This window comes from Acinetobacter sp. NBRC 110496, assembly GCF_000876115.1.
Lineage (GTDB): Bacteria > Pseudomonadota > Gammaproteobacteria > Pseudomonadales > Moraxellaceae > Acinetobacter.
This window is the reverse complement of sequence record NZ_BBTF01000065.1, coordinates 1-16,640: the sequence shown is the minus strand read 5'-3', so window position 1 is coordinate 16,640 and position 16,640 is coordinate 1. Positions and strand designations below refer to the sequence as shown.

At 36.1% G+C, this 16,640-nt stretch carries 9 protein-coding genes; 6 read left to right on the top strand and 3 right to left on the bottom strand.

Annotation, left to right across the window (positions count from 1 at the left end):
• Positions 1 to 193: 193 nt before the first annotated feature.
• Complete coding sequence (locus Aba26S_RS18600) at positions 194 to 1,258, bottom strand: competence protein CoiA (RefSeq protein ID WP_043974147.1); 1,065 nt, start codon at positions 1,256 to 1,258, stop codon at positions 194 to 196.
• Positions 1,259 to 1,373: 115 nt separating this feature from the next.
• Between Aba26S_RS18600 and Aba26S_RS18595 the strand changes: the two genes are divergently transcribed.
• From Aba26S_RS18595 to Aba26S_RS18570, 6 genes are all read left to right on the top strand, one after another.
• Positions 1,374 to 3,647, top strand: coding sequence for a class I SAM-dependent DNA methyltransferase (locus Aba26S_RS18595; protein WP_043974144.1), 2,274 nt, complete (start codon positions 1,374 to 1,376; stop codon positions 3,645 to 3,647).
• A gap of 11 nt (positions 3,648 to 3,658) precedes the next feature.
• On the top strand, positions 3,659 to 5,002 hold the full coding sequence (locus Aba26S_RS18590) for a restriction endonuclease subunit S (RefSeq protein ID WP_370538965.1): 1,344 nt from the start codon (positions 3,659 to 3,661) through the stop codon (positions 5,000 to 5,002).
• A gap of 187 nt (positions 5,003 to 5,189) precedes the next feature.
• Complete coding sequence (locus Aba26S_RS18585) at positions 5,190 to 6,104, top strand: Abi family protein (protein WP_043974134.1); 915 nt, start codon at positions 5,190 to 5,192, stop codon at positions 6,102 to 6,104.
• Between the two features lie 52 nt (positions 6,105 to 6,156).
• Positions 6,157 to 9,420: a type I restriction endonuclease subunit R gene (locus Aba26S_RS18580; protein ID WP_043974131.1), complete on the top strand. Its 3,264-nt coding sequence runs from the start codon at positions 6,157 to 6,159 to the stop codon at positions 9,418 to 9,420.
• Between the two features lie 28 nt (positions 9,421 to 9,448).
• The gene (locus Aba26S_RS18575) at positions 9,449 to 11,329 is read left to right on the top strand and encodes an AAA family ATPase (RefSeq protein ID WP_043974128.1); all 1,881 of its coding nucleotides are present in this window, start codon (positions 9,449 to 9,451) and stop codon (positions 11,327 to 11,329) included.
• 1 nt (position 11,330) lies between these two features.
• Complete coding sequence (locus Aba26S_RS18570; protein WP_252322565.1) at positions 11,331 to 12,593, top strand: McrC family protein; 1,263 nt, start codon at positions 11,331 to 11,333, stop codon at positions 12,591 to 12,593.
• A 172-nt stretch (positions 12,594 to 12,765) separates the two neighbouring features.
• On the opposite strand, the gene Aba26S_RS18565 is transcribed toward Aba26S_RS18570, so the two are convergent.
• On the bottom strand, positions 12,766 to 14,751 hold the full coding sequence (locus Aba26S_RS18565) for a UvrD-helicase domain-containing protein (RefSeq protein WP_043974124.1): 1,986 nt from the start codon (positions 14,749 to 14,751) through the stop codon (positions 12,766 to 12,768).
• Positions 14,735 to 16,640: ATP-dependent endonuclease (locus Aba26S_RS18560; protein ID WP_252322564.1), on the bottom strand; the 1,906-nt coding region annotated here is incomplete at its 5' end. The genes Aba26S_RS18565 and Aba26S_RS18560, both read right to left, overlap by 17 nt.

Here is a 16,640-nt window from a genome sequence, read left to right as displayed (position 1 = left end):
CTTTAATGTTGCCTAATCCTCCTATAAACATTGAAGATTTAGCTGATAAAAAATTATTAGAACCGCTTAAACAGTATTTGAATACTTCACCTGGCATGACAGGGACTACAGATAAATTACCTGCACTTGAAATCTTACTTAAAATGTCGAGTAGCACTCTAGATTAACAGTGTAGAGTTATGGAGATAACACATTATTCCTGGTAAAACCAAAGCCCATCAATTTTGCTGTCAGGATCAATTTTAACCTCGATAAAATGACTGTATTTCATATTTTGAGGGTCATACTCATGACGCGCAAAAAATGCGCCCTGTAAAGCATCACAATGAATACATCCGTTAGAGAGATAGGCTTCACCTCGTGTCTTACTAAAACGTTTTTTGATCGGCCCATATTGATAGGACGTGATGAGCTTGGGGTGATTAAGAATATCGATATGTTCGTGTGAAAGGTCTTCAATATCTAGCCGGTATATTTTGGTAAATCCGTTTGCGTGCGGTATAAAGTAATTCACTTCCATAATGGTATTGGTGGGTTTTTTACACTTCCAACATTGGATTGTATTCATTGCAAATTGAAGTGATCGAGCGGCATTGGGTTTTAATGAGTATTGGACATTGCCAGACATCAAAGCTTTAACAAAATTTATAAACTCAATTTCAACTAAATCAGATTCATCCCAATTGTAAAATGCGCCACTTGTGATGAGTTGATGATGCTCTCGATTGAGCCAAATAGAAAATACAGGCAGTTCATAGCTCTGATAATCTAAAACATCCCATTTATTCTTTGGCGTTGTACGCATAAACCAGACGGTACGAATACCTGAAGCAATATACTTTTCTTGACGGCGCTTGGTTTCTTCAATGCTTTGAGGTGACCACTGAATCTCAATGGCAATTTTTGCCTTATCTTTTTCTGCATAAATATCTGCAATCCATGTTTCACCCGAGGGAGTTTGCCCACGATATTCAGGTGTTACAGTCCATCCATTTTCATGCAAGTATTTTAAGATGAGATATTTACAGAATTGATGCTCACGGCTTTCGCCAGTATGAACACTACACGTACTAGAGGGATGATGTGCAAAATACTGTGTACCAAGCTTGCTCTTTTTGGGTATAGCACGAGTCTCACAGCATGGCATGTGAATACTTAGATTTTTATATTTATCTTTAAGTCTATTCCACTGCTCATCATTGAGCATAAAACTGTAAATTTCTTTACTTTCAATAATACTTAAAAAACCCATAGGCATACGAATTAATATTCTTTTGTACAGTCTATCTCTAGCAAATTGCTTTGTAAATCAGGCACAATGAACACAATAGTTTTCAAGTTCTAATGCTCTAGGGCAAGCGGTATTTTTTCTAATGACAAACAATAATTTTTCACAAGTAGCAGCCTTTATTTGGACAGTAGCTGATTTGCTACGTGGTGATTTCAAACAATCTCAATACGGTCGTGTGATCCTGCCATTTACGCTATTACGCCGTTTAGAGTGTGTATTAGCCCCAAATAAAGCTGATGTGTTGGCAGCTTATGAAAAAGTAAAAACAATGCCACTGCCTGAAGAAGCCAAAGAAAAGATGATTCTTAAGGCGGCATCAGAACAGAAGTTTTTTAATACTTCTGAACTTGATTTAGCAAGCCTTGGGCAAAAAGATATTCGTGCCAACCTCAGCAGTTATATCCAAAGCTTCTCTAAAGATGCCCGTGAAATTTTTGAGCACTTTAAATTTGATGAGTTCATTGGCTTACTCGACGATGCCAACCTCCTGTATAAAGTCGTGCAAAAATTTGGAACGACTGACCTTAGCTATAAAGCCGTATCCAATCATGAAATGGGTTTGGTCTTTGAAGAGTTAATCCGCCGATTTGCAGAAAGCTCGAATGAAACTGCAGGGGAACACTTTACCCCACGTGATATCGTCCGTTTAACCACAGGCTTGGTGTTTGGTGAAGATGATGACCTATTAAACCAAGAAGGCATTATCCGTACTGTGTACGATCCAACAGCAGGTACGGGTGGCTTTTTATCGTCAGGGGCTGAATATGTCCGTGAGCATAACCCTGAAGCAGTCATCAAAGTCTATGGTCAAGAGTTAAACCCAGAGTCATACGCCATCTGTAAAGCCGACATGCTGATTAAAGGTCAGGACGTACAGAACATTAAGCTGGGTAATACACTATCGAATGACCAACTGAGCACAGATAAATTTGACTACATGCTCTCCAATCCACCATTTGGTGTGGATTGGAAGAAGATCGAACAAGACATTAAAGACGAGCATGAGCAAAAAGGCTTTGATGGGCGTTTTGGTGCAGGCTTACCACGTGTGTCAGATGGTTCGCTCTTATTCCTCATGCACTTGATTAGCAAGATGCGTGATAAAGATGACAATGGTCAAGGTAGCCGAATTGGCATCATCTTAAATGGTTCGCCGTTGTTTACGGGGAGTGCAGGCAGTGGTGAAAGTGAAATCCGTCGTTATATTTTAGAAGCGGATTTGTTAGAGTCAATTGTCGCGCTTCCTACCGATATGTTCTATAACACGGGCATTGCCACCTATGTATGGGTGCTTACCAATAAGAAAGATACTGAACGTAAAGGCAAGGTGCATTTAATTAATGGCGCGAACCTGAGTACCAAGATGCGTAAGTCTTTAGGCTCGAAGCGTAATTATTTAACCGATGCTGAAATTGCCACGATTACTAAAAACTACGGCGCATTTGAGGCTGTGGATACGCTGACCCTTGATGGTGAAAGCGATCAGCAAAAGCCATTTGCCAGCAAGATTTTTAATTCTTATGAGTTTGGCTACCGCCGTGTCACCATTGAGCGTCCGTTACGTTTATCGGCACAGTTGTCAGATGAACGCATTGAAAGCCTACGTTTTGCGCCTAAGCCGTTTAATGCAGTCATGCAGACCTTGTATAGCCAATATAGTGAAACGTGGTCAGATGAGAGCTACGGCGATTTAACTGAGTATGAAGCGGAAATCCGTGTGCTGATTAAAGCTGAATTTAGTGAGCTCAAAGAAAAAGACATTAAAACTGTACTTGAGCAAAAAATTTGGTTAGAGCAACGTGCCTTGCTTACGAAAGCCAAGAGCCTACAAACCAAGATTGGCACGGCGCAATTTGACGACTTTAATGCCTTTGATGATGTACTCAAAACAGCCTTAAAAGATGCCTCAGTCAAGCTAGAAACCAAAGAGAAAAAGCAGTTCCTAGATGCGATCACTTGGAAAAATGCCGAAGCTGAACCTGTCATCAATAAGATTGTAAAAACGAAAGCCAATCCTTTATATGGTCAGTTTGAGTACGGCGGTAAAGTGGTTGAGTTTGTGCAGGATGGTGATTTACGTGATGCCGAGAACATTGCCTTAAATCCAGACATAAGCACGACAGATTTAATTGAGTCTTACTTTAAGCGTGAGGTTCAACCGCATGTAGCGGATGCGTGGATCAATGCCGATAAGCGTGATGGACAAGATGGTGAAATTGGCATAGTGGGTTATGAGATTCCGTTTAACCGTCATTTTTATGTGTATGAACCGCCACGTGATTTAGCCGAGATTGATGCGGATTTGGATGCGGTGAGCCGTGAGATTATGCAGCTTCTTCAAGAGGTGCATTCGTAATGGTGAATGCAGTGGCAAAGTATCAGGAATATGCTGAATATAAAGATTCAGGGGTGGAGTGGTTAGGGGAAATCCCAAGTCATTGGATTGGTACACAAGTTAAATATGGTTATCAAGTGACTTTAGGAAAGATGCTACAAAGCAGTCCTAAATCATTTCAAGATGAATTAAAGCCATATTTAAAAGCACAAAATATTCAGCCCAAAGGTATTAGCCTTAATCAAGTAGAAGAAATGTGGTTTTCACCTGATGAGTGTAAAAAGCTTCTATTGAAAAAAGGTGATGTATTAGTCAGCGAAGGTGGGGATGTAGGTCGATCTGCTATTTGGAATGCTGAGATTGAAGAATGTTATATTCAAAATGCTATTAACAGAGTTCGACCTAAAAATACTCATAATGCAAAGTTCTTCTTGTATTGGATGTTATTTTTAAAATCGACTGATTTTATTAATATTATTTGCAACAAGGCAACGATTGCGCACTATACGGCAGAAAAGTTAGAAGCATCACCTTTAGTTTTACCGACATCTGATGAACAGGTTCAAATCGCCAACTTCCTCGACTATGAAACAGCAAAAATTGACAGCTTGATTGAAAAGCAACAAAAGCTGATTGAGCTGCTTAAAGAAAAACGCCAAGCGGTGATTAGTCATGCGGTGACTAAAGGTTTAAATCCTGATGTGCCAATGAAAGATTCAGGTGTGGAATGGTTAGGTCAAGTACCTGAGCATTGGACAGTGAAAAGCTATCGTCACGCATCTAAAATTTATCGAGGTAAATTTGGTCATAGACCTCGCAATGACCCTGCATTTTATGATGGTGCTTATCCGTTTATTCAAACGGGTGATGTTGCTAGAGCAGGGAAATACATAACTAGCTACTCTCAAACTTTAAATGAAAAAGGCAAAGAAGTTAGCCAGTTATTCCCCAAAGGCACATTGATGATGGCAATTGCCGCTAATATTGGTGATCTAGCTATTTTAGGCTTTGAAGCATATGCACCTGATAGTGTTGTAGGCTTTAAACCGAATGAAGACATCGATTTAGAGTTTTTAAGATATAGCTTTATGGCGGCTTTACCTGCATTAGAACAAACATCAACACAAAGTACACAAGCAAATTTGAACGTTGAACGAATTGGTGCTGTGCATGGTGTCTTTCCATTAGCTGATGAGCAAAAACGAATAGCTAATTATTTAGATGAGATGCTAAATAAATATGATGTTATTGAAAAAGAGATGAATAAGGCGATTAACCTTTTGCAAGAACGCCGTACAGCTCTCATTTCATCTGCTGTGACAGGCAAAATTGACGTTCGCCATTGGCAAAGTCCACAACAGGATTTAGCGGTATGATGAATCTGAGCGTAAAGTGCCTGCAACCCATTGTAACGATCGTGGCTACAAAAAGTCATTGCAATACGGCGCAATATATCGCACTATACGCTCAACAACACCCGACAAGGCTAGGCAAGAAATTGCTCCTCAAACTGTCGGGTTACTTGTTTCTAAAGCCCTTAAAATATAAAAACAGGGGCACAGCATGAAAACATTTAACAAACCTACCAAAACCTTTGCCGAACAAATCCAACTGCTCAAAGCCCGTGGTATGCAGTTTCAAGATGAGCAACAGGCACAATTTTACCTACAACAAATCAACTACTATCGCTTAGGTGCATATTGGCTACCTTTTGAAGAAAGTCATTCACCGCATTGCTTTAAACCCAATACCCAGTTTGAACAAGTCTTAGAACTGTATATCTTTGACCGTGAATTACGCCTACTGATATTAGATGCCATCGAACGCCTAGAAGTTGCGGTACGCACACGCTTTGCTTATGAATTGGCGCATCGTCATGGCTGTCATGCCTATTTAGAAAGTCAATATTTTAAGCCTGTGATGCAATGGCATAGATTATTAATCTCATTAGATAATGAGATTAAGCGTGCGGATGAAGTGTTTATCGAACACTATAAACGTACCTATGATGAGCCAGAGTTACCGCCAATTTGGGCAACCTGTGAAGTCATGAGCTTTGGACAACTGTCCAAGTGGTATCAATTACTTGCACCAAAGAAAACCCGTGCAGAGATTTCACAGCATTTTGAGTGCGATGAAAAACAGTTTGAAGGATTGTTACAGCACTTTGTCTATTTAAGAAATACCTGTGCGCATCATTCACGCTTGTGGAATCGTAAGTTCACTAAAACCATTGCCAAACCACGGAATAAGCCTTTTGGATTGGCACAACAATGCAACTTTGATCCAATCAATTCAGCAGACCGTAAGATCTATAATAGCTTGGTGTTTTTATTGCATTTTATGGATAAGATCGCACCACAGCATACATGGCGTAAACGACTGATTGAGCTACTGACGGCGCATCCACATATTTCAAAAACATGGATGGGCTTTCCTAACGATTGGCAAAGCTATCCAATTTGGCACATCGATTAAATAGATAGACTTAAAGATAAAGAAAATTCGAGTTTGAGGGGACGAGGGAAATATGAGAACGGATGTAACGTTAGAAACTGAATTTCAACAAAACATCATTGCCCAAATGCAGGCGCAGGGTTGGAAATTGGGTTCAGGCAAAGACTATCACCGTGAACATGCCTTGTATGAAGCAGACCTCTTGGCATTTGTTCAAAGTACCCAAGAAACACAGTGGAATAAGTTTAAAGGCATCTTCCCCAATGACACTGAACGCCATTTTTTAGAGGCTGTATTGGCGCAACTGAAAAAAGCCGATATTAACGCCACCGATGCCGATTCACGCCGTTTTGGTACATTGGGCGTATTGCGTCATGGACTACGCACGCGTGGTTGTCGTTTTTCATTTTGCCAGTTTAAACCTGAACATGGCTTAAACCCTGAACTGAATGAAAACTATAAAAAGAATATTTTCCGCCTTGTGCCAGAATTAGTATATAGCCCATACGCCAATAAACAAGAACTCGAGAGCACAGGCAAACAAGCCAAAAAATGGCGCATTGACTTAGTATTGTTTATTAATGGCTTTCCTGTAGTCACGATGGAGCTTAAGTCAGAGTTTAAACAAGCGGTACAACAGGCAATGAGCCAATACCGTAAAACTCGATTAGCCAAAGACCCTGAAACCAATAAACCTGAACCCTTGCTGACTTTCAAACGTGGTGCATTGGTACATTTCGCCGTGAGTCAGTTTGAAGTTTATATGACCACGCATTTACAGGGTGACAGTACTTACTTCCTGCCATTTAACAAAGGCACAAAGGAACAAGGTGCAGGCAATGATGTACCTGAAGATGTCAATCAATATGCAACTCAGTACCTGTGGAATGAAGTTTTAAGCCCTGACCATTTACTCAATATCATTGGTAACTTTATCCATCTACAAATTGATGAAAAAGAAGATTGGGAAGGCAAGAAGTTTAAGAAAGAAAGTCTGATTTTCCCACGTTATCACCAGTGGAATGTCGTCACCAAGCTCATTGATGCCGCCGTAGAGGAAGGCACAGGACAAAAGTACCTGATTCAGCATAGTGCAGGTTCGGGTAAATCCAACTCGATTGCATGGACGGCGCATCAGCTTTCGACCCTATACGATCACAACAATAAAAAAATGTTTGATTCGGTGATTGTGGTGACGGATCGAACTATCTTAGATGCACAGCTTCAAGATACGATTTATCAGTTTGAACATGCCGATGGTGTGGTTGGACGGATTAACAATAAAGAAGGCGAAGGCTCAAAATCAGAGAAATTGGCAAAAGCCTTGGAAATGGCGCAGCCGATTATTATTGTCACTATTCAGACTTTCCCATTTGTCCTGCGTGCCATTGAAAACAGTGCCAATCTGAAACAGCGCAAATATGCTGTGATTGCTGATGAAGCACATTCATCGCAAAGTGGCTCTACTGCAAGACAATTAAAAGAAACCTTGATGTTAGAAGAGCGTCAAGATGAGGATGAATTGTCTTATGAGGATATCTTAGATGCGGTGATGGCATCACGTAAGGGCAGTGAGAATTTAAGCTTCTATGCGTTTACCGCAACGCCGAAAGATAAAACCTTGCAATTGTTCGGGCGTGTGCCTGATCCAAGCATGCCACCATCGAAGACCAATAAGCCTGAGGCCTATCATGTCTATTCAATGCGTCAGGCGATTGAAGAAGGCTTTATTTTGGATGTACTGAAAAACTATACCAACTATAAAGTGATCTATAAGCTCAAACAGAAAATCGAAGAAAAAGACGATACTGTCGATGCCAAGAAAGCCAAGATCAAGCTGAATCAATGGGTACGCTTGCACGATCATAATATCTCGCAAAAGGTACGCATCATCATTGAGCACTTTAAAGCCAATGTCATGGGCTTACTCGGTGGTCAAGCTAAGGCTATGGTCGTCACTAGTTCACGTAAAGAAGCTGTGCGCTATAAACAAGCCTTTGATAAATACGTGGCAGAACAGAAGTACGCCAATATCCAAGCGATGGTGGCATTCTCGGGTGAAGTTGAGTTTAACGACAATGACACTGATAGCAGTCATTTAATCGGTCAGAAGTTCACTGAAAGCAATATGAATCCAAACCTCAAAGGGCGTGAAATGCGTAAAGCCTTTGACAGTGATGATTACCAAGTGATGATTGTGGCGAATAAATACCAGACGGGCTTTGACCAACCGAAACTGTGTGCCATGTACGTGGATAAAAAGCTCGGTGGTGTGGAATGCGTACAAACGCTATCCCGCTTAAACCGTACTTATCCTGCTAAGGCGGAATCAGGCACATTTGTCTTAGATTTCTTTAACGAGCCACAAGATATCTTAGATGCCTTCCAACCGTATTATCAAACGGCTGAACTGGCAGATGTATCGAATCCTGACCAAGTCTATGACTTATCTGAAAAGCTGAAATCGGCAGGGATATTTACATGGAATGAAGTAGAGCAGTTTGTTGAGGCATTCTATGCCAAAAACAAATCACCTGCCGCCGTGGCGAATATCTGTAAGCCTGCGATGCAACGTTGGCAACAGCGTTATAACAGCGCCGTATCAGACTATGAAGTCACTAAACAGCGTTTAGAGATTACTCAGCGTACCAATGAGCCTGTATTGATTGCCAATGCTGAAAAGGAATTTGCTGAAGCCAAGAAAGAACGTGAAGCATTAGAAATCTTTAAAAAGGATTTGGGTAGTTTTACCCGTTTCTATGAGTTTATTTCTCAGATCGTTGCATTTGATGATAAAGAGCTAGAAAAACTCAGTCTATTCGCACGTAACCTAAGACCATTGTTACGTGAGCAAATCACCCAAGATGATGATGTGGACTTAAGTAATGTCACGATGACGCATTATCGTCTGTCAAAACTCCGTCAGCAAGATATTCAGCTACAAGCCAATAGTACCGAGCATCAGATTGAACCAGGGAATGATATTGGTTCAGCAAAGGCAAAAGATAAGAAAGAGGATTTCTTGTCTGTGATTTTAAGTCGTGTGAATGAATTATTTATCACAGATAACCTGACCGATAAGGACATGATTAACTACGTGCATACCGTGGTTGATAAGATGTCTGAAAACACACGTATTGAAAAGCAGATCCGTAATAATACACGTGAACAAGCGATGCTAGGTGAGTTTGATACGGCGCTATATGATGCTGTGTTAGAAAGCCATGAAGCCAATACAGAGCAAACCACACAGTTACTCAGTGATCCTGCCAAGATGAAGCAGTTTGCGCATATTGTTTATGATGTGTTTGTGAGTCAGCAGAATAAATCGGCTTGAGAAAAAATACTGAATATTGGAAATTATAATGAATTTTTGGCATATGCAGTTACATCCAAATGACCCCGTATTTTTCGATACGGAGCGTGTCAAAAGACTTTTAAGAGAAAAAGGGGTAATTGGTTTTGGAGAATGGGAGAAAGGGGAAAACCTAATTCCGCAATTCAAAGACAAGATGAAAATTGGAGACATAATTGCAATTAAGAAAGGTGGAACGCCTATAGCACTGGTTAAAGTTATAGGAGAATATTTTTTATGTGATGAAATAGATCATGAACTAGACTGGTTTGAACATAGGAGAAAAGTTGAAGTTCTTGATTTTTATAAAAGTGATTATAAGTTTTATATTGATCAACCTCGAAGGACTTTATCAATATGCAAGAACTTAAAAACAGCAACGAGTAAAACAATTATTGAGTGGTATGAAAAGGCTATGGGGTTAGAAAATATTAATATTGCATTGTCATTATTGAATTTTAAAAATCAAATTATTTTACAGGGACCTCCTGGTACTGGCAAAACTCGCTTGGCTAAATTGATTGCTGAAAAGCTAATTCAACCATCAGTCATTGGTAGTCCAGAAGAAATTATTGATAAACAACTAAAAGAATTTGATGCATCAAGTAGTCAGTTGTTAGCAATGAGAGAACAGCACCGAGGTATTCTTGCTGAATTTTTAGATCATTTTCCTAAAGAAGCACTAAGCCAATTGTCATTAGATCAATATTGTACTGGAACAGGAGAACGTAATAATTTCTGTTGGTGGATTGAAAGAGGGCTTCAACCATTAGGATATTATTTCCCAGGCTCATCACGTACTTACCAAATATATTGGAAAAAGAGCACACAAGAATATAGTAAGCATGGTTTTATTAAAGATTACACTGATGATGACGCTGCTATGAAAGAAGTAGCGCAAAAAATTAGTAATTTGGTAAATCAAAAGAACCTTAAGGAAGCAGCGAAATATTTTGGTGATAGCTTCATGTTAAAAATTTTAAATACATACTATCCAACAGAATATTTTCCTATAAATAGTGAAAAAATGATTAATCATGCTTTGAAAATTTTCAAAGTTGATTATTCGGCTTTAAATTTATTTGAGAAAAATAAAAGGCTTTATGAAATTTATATAAATAAAAAAGAAAAATTTAAGTTGGATATGACGCCATTTGAATTTTCAAACTTACTATCTTCTACATTTAATTTAAAAGAAGGTAAAGATATTACTGAAAGAAATGAAGTGATAAGTCAGGGAGAATATCAGATAGTGCAATTTCACCCAGCGTATTCTTATGAAGATTTTGTAAGAGGGATTGTTGCAGAAACTGATGATAATGGAAATATATCCTATAAAGTTGAGAATAAAGTATTAGCGAAATTTGCAAAAAAAGCTCAAGACAATCCCAATGGAAAATATGTCTTAATTATTGATGAGATCAATAGAGCAAATTTACCTTCAGTGCTTGGAGAGCTGATATACGCTTTAGAATATAGGGGCGAAGCGGTAACAACAATGTATGAATTTGAAGGGGAAAGACAAATAGTCTTGCCAAAGAATTTATATATTATTGGTACTATGAATACGGCTGACCGCTCGGTAGGTCATATTGATTATGCAATAAGAAGACGCTTTGCATTTGTGAGTGTACTGCCTGATGAAAAAATTATTGAAAACGAACAAGCTCTAAATATTTTTAAAGAAGTGGTTAGCTTGTTCGAAGAACACTTGTCAGCTGACTTTCAAAAAGAAGATGTCATGATTGGGCATAGTTACTTCCTTGTTAAGGATGAAGCTGCATTAGCAATTAAATTAGAATATGAAATTAAACCAATTTTAAAAGAGTACCTCAAAGATGGGATTTTAACTGAATCTGCCTCTACAAGTATTGAAAACTTAAAGGTTTAACGTGAAGCCATTTATCACATATGAACATCTATCTTTTGATGATGCAGTGGATAACTTTTCAGATGCACAAGAAATTTTTTTCTGTAATGATAAAGAAAAAAAGTGTATTGAGTATAAGTCTAGTCAAGGTAAGACTACGTTATATACTAATTATTATATAGGCGTTGATTGGCTTAAAAAAAATGAATCTGCTATTTATGTTGCTCCAAAGTTAAACGAAGAAACAAAAGAAACTAACTACTTCCAAATGTTATTCTCGTGTATGAAGCATTCCGAGATAGCAGAGCATTCGCAGGGCTTGTACGAAATTAAGTTTGATGAACCATATATTGAGATCGATCAAAAGCAAGATTTAATTACGCCTCTCCTAATAATCCGCTATTTACAAGTTCTAAAGTCATTAGTGAGAAAGGGTCTCAAGAAGTCATATTATCGTGTAGAACAGAATTTAAGTTCTAAGATTAAGGGTAAGGTGGAGATATCAAAGACGTTAAAACATAATATTTTAAGGAATAGACCGAGCAAGACTATATGTAATTTTGAGGTGTATGGTGTAGATGGTATTGAGAATAAAATTTTAAAGACTGCTTTAAAATTCGTGGAACGATATTTGAATAACTACAGACAGTTTTCTCAAAATTTTTTACCTTTTTTAAATTTCTGTAAGCCAGCTTTTCACGAGGTAGATGATTCAAATTTTGATTTGAATATGCTTAAGAAAACAAAGGTAAATGCTTTTTATAAGGAGTATAAAGATGCACTCGATTTAGCAAAAATGATCATAAGAAGGTTTGGTTATAACATAAAACAGATTGATGAAAAGGTCATTCATGTTCCACCTTTTTGGATTGATATGCCTAAGCTATTTGAATTGTATGTATTGGGATTATTAAAAGAGCGGTTCGGTAGCCAAATTCAATTCCAAGCGAAGGGAAATTATGGTGAGCCCGATTTTCTTTTAGTGAATCAATCTGAAAAGATGGTGATCGATACGAAATATAAAAAAATTTACCAAAATAATGATCAACGTAATGATCGTTATAATTCTGATGACATTCGCCAGATAGCGGGTTATGCACGTGATAAAAAGATATTGCAATGTCTTGGTTATAGTGATGATGAAATGCAGAATATAGTTGTAGATTGTCTAATTATTTATCCAGATCAAAATTTTGGTGAAAATTTACCTGAATATTTAAAAGATAGTCCAATAGATCAATTTACTAAATTCTATAAAGCTCCTGTGAAGCTACCTACAATATAAATGCTTATTGATATGAGTTTAGGAGCTGCCTTATGGAGGGAAGATCCGATTGTTAATTAGCTTAATAATGTTTCACTGAAGATTTAGATTAAGAATTAGTCAATATTAATAATCGAGTAGAAATACACAGGAAAAATTTAATGATATGAACAAAGTACTATCATTGTTGCTGCTATTCAATATTTTTAACCTCCCATATATTGCGATCTATTGTGTTTAGGTATTGTTCAAATCTATCTTTGTGTATTGCTATACAAAGTAGTTGAGTTGCTCGTGAAAAACCGACATATGCCATTTTTGTTGATTGTTTTGCTCTTTCTGTTGTTAGATTAAAGGAATTTCCTAAAAATTGATTTGCAAGTCTTTGGGACTCATAAGATTTAGCATTATTACCTTTTCCATCTTCATAATAATATGATTCTAAATATAATGTAGCATCATGAGTCTGCCCTTTGACTGAATGAACACTAGTAATATCTATTTTTAGAGTATTTTCTTCAATCATATTTGAAGTAGAAGGATTATTTTGATGATTTGGGTTAATGCTAGTTTTATCAGTATTGATAAAATCACTGCACTTTGAAGAAAGCCTATGATTTTCTTTAAAATATGAAATGAATGTCGGGATATATGCTTTTAAGTCTGATAAAGCTTGATCTTTTTCATTTTTAATTATTTTTAAAGAAAATTGATATATTTTTAAATTTAGATTTTCATGATTTTCTGGTGAATTTTCTTTTAAATAACTAAGTAAGTTTTTAATGGTGTATAAACGATTTTCATTATTTGCAATTTTTTCTATTCTTATTATTTTTATTAAAGCATGAAAAATATTTTTTCTAATTGCAGATAATGTAGTGGATTTTTTATCATAAAAATAAATATAGCTTTTTAAGCATTTATATTCTTCTTTTATTTTTTGCTCATTTTTTTTAAAAATTGGGTGATAATCCTCTAGTCTAACTTTTTTGGGATTATTACGACTTTTTTCATCATCTTTCCAATCAGTATTCCAACTTATGACTTTTATTTGTGGTGGTTTGTCTTGATGAGTATTCAGTTCACCAGAATTTATATGTTGTTGTACAAGTTCAGAAAAGTGTGAGATTACGCTTTGAATAGATGAGTCTGAAAATAATAAAATATGTGGTTTAAGCTGACATTCACTCATGCCTTGAATATCTGTACAATATTCGGGATACAGAGCAAAATTTTTAACAATATTTGCGATTGGTTTACTTAAACGTTGGCTATTTGAAAGGTGAAGAACATTGTCTCTATCTTGCCAAATTGATTCAGCTTTTATTGAATTATAAATAGATTGATTTTTGTCTCCAATTCTTTGAATTATAGTATTTGTATCATTATTTTCTGTAAATATCTTTTCAACAAGCTCATATTGGTGAGTATCCATATCTTGCATTTCATCAATAAATACGTATTTAAATCTTTTATTAATAATTTTGTGGATAATTGGATAATTGTTTAGATATTTTTGTGCTAAAGCATAGCAATCACCAAAGCTAAGAATGCCAGTTTTTAGTAAATTGATTTTTATAGTTGCTAATTCTTTATATGTATTTGTATGACTACCAATATTAGGAATAGTTACTTCGTTATTACTCCAGAAATGTTGAAAAATTTCTTTATTACTTATAAATGAATTGCTTAATATATCAATATAATTTATTCCGCGTTTTGAAAGAGCTATTTTTGTATTGTATGAAAGAGCAAATTCTATTTGTTCTGCATATATTTCATTATCAATACGTAGCGGTTTTTTCTTAAGTTTAAAAAGATAATAAGGGATAGCTAAAAACTCATTTACGAAACTTTGTATCGTTCCAATAAAATGAGGATAACGAAAAAGTTTTGGGCAGTATTGATGAATTCTTTCTTTAATTTCATCCATTGCTGCATTGGTATGAGATAAAACTAAAATTCCTGAACCATCAGAAAGAGGGAGTTTAGTTTCTAAAATTAATAGTTTTGCCAAAAGAGCTGTTGTTTTTCCACTGCCGGGAACTGCTTGTAAATCTATCGTAGATAAATTACGGATAAAGTTACGTCGTTCATCATCAAAAGTTTTACCTTGAGGCAATAAAATATTTTCAGCGTATCGTATATCTTCATCTGTGATTTCAATTGCTTGTGACATATCGAATTGCCTCGATTAGATAATAAGCACTGTCTGTTGAATGAGCTTCATGTAATTTTAATGTGCGAAGCATTGGTTCTTTAGCCATTTCTTCATCCAAATGATGAGCTACTTTATAGGCAATTTTTGTTTTCTTAAGTCCTTGATTGAATAATTGTTTTGCAAGTTCTAATTCAAAATCATTTTCATCAGCAAAAATTTGAGGGTGGATAGATTTTGCACATAATTGAAATATTGAAGTTAATTTTGGGGATTGAAAAAAGCAATATTCTAGAGTCCATTGAGGAGCAGGATAGTATTTAAGATTACAAGTTGATTTAGCTTTAATTTCAGCTATTTTTTGTGTGATTTCTACGGTATTGTCTTTTTTAACATAACTAGTGACCTCTTTACCCTCAATTTTTTCAGTTAATTTTTCATAAGTGCGGATATCAGTATCAGTGATGATTACCACAGGAATAGTCATATATGGAGGATTTTTCCTAAGGAAAATATTGGCATAATGCTGGAAACCAATCCCGCCAATATTAACCACAGAAATACCTTTTGCTGTTAAATCTATTCCGATGGCTTTTGCTAAACTAGGAATTAGAATTTCTTCTGCCCATCCTTCTACAAGAATTACTCCTTTAGCAAAAAATAGATTTGATTTTGTTGTATCGAGAAATTTTTCCAAGAATACATAATCTTCTTCATCTAACTTTGTATATTCTTTTCCTAAAGGAAAGGCATTGCCTTTGTTGCATATGATTAAATTTTCTAATCTGACCTTTGATGCTAAATTGGGACTATGTGTTGAAAGAATGAGTTGAATTTGTTCTTGCCTTTGTAAGGCTTTAATGACTTGCATCTGAGCTTGCGGGTGTAGGTGAGCCTCTAACTCTTCAATTAATCCTAAACGTAATCCATGCCAGTCTTCTTTATTTAAGTGGAGCAATTCTGCTGCCATAAAAAGACGATTTAATGTACCTAAGCCTACATTTCTTTGTGATTCTAAAAAAAGAGAAAATTTTTCTAAAATGCTTTTTAATTCTGTTGATGAAACATTAAATTCTGTAGAAATACCTTCAGCATAAAAATCTTTAATGTAGCCATCTATCTTATCTTTAATTGTCTTCCCATCTTCGTAAATTTTTTTTGCAGTATTACCCTCCTTATCAATAAAACTTATTTCTTCACCTTTAAAATATTTCTGCAAATTCATATTAAGACCTTCAAACATATGAACAAGTTCATGATTTTGATCTTTATTTTTAAAAGTAGGATCACCCAATAGAATTTGAGAAAGCCGAGAATTTCGTTTTGAGACCAACTCATTTTCAGCATCTCTTAAAGGTCTTAAATATGTTGTTTTAAGATATTCTTTAGCTTCTGCAGTTAACACATAACCCTCTAAGTCAGCGCCTGCTTTAACATCTGATGGATTAATTCGTTTATCAGTACGAGTAACATCGTAGTTTAATTTTAAAAATGTTTGGGCATCAGCTCCAGTACCTTTCCAGCCTAACCATTCTGTAAAATTTTTAGCTTCATCATCAGTTAAATCATAAAATTCAAGCTCAATTCTAAATCGTGTAGCACCGTCAAAAAAGTCTTTATCTTCTACCTTGATGTAATCGTAACTATGCGTTTTTAAAACTAATTTAATGGCATCTATGATTGCTGTTTTCCCCGAATCATTTTCACCAATTAGCACATTAAGACCTTTGGTAAAATTAAGGTTTAAATTAGGTTTAGTTAGATCAAAAGTACTTCCAACTTCTCCGTATTTTCTAAAATTCCAAAGTTTTATATTTGATAAGTACATAAGTTGTGTTATTTGAAGTAAATTTTTGTATATATTATTTATATCATAAATTCTTGATAGAAATAATATAGGACTTACGCAC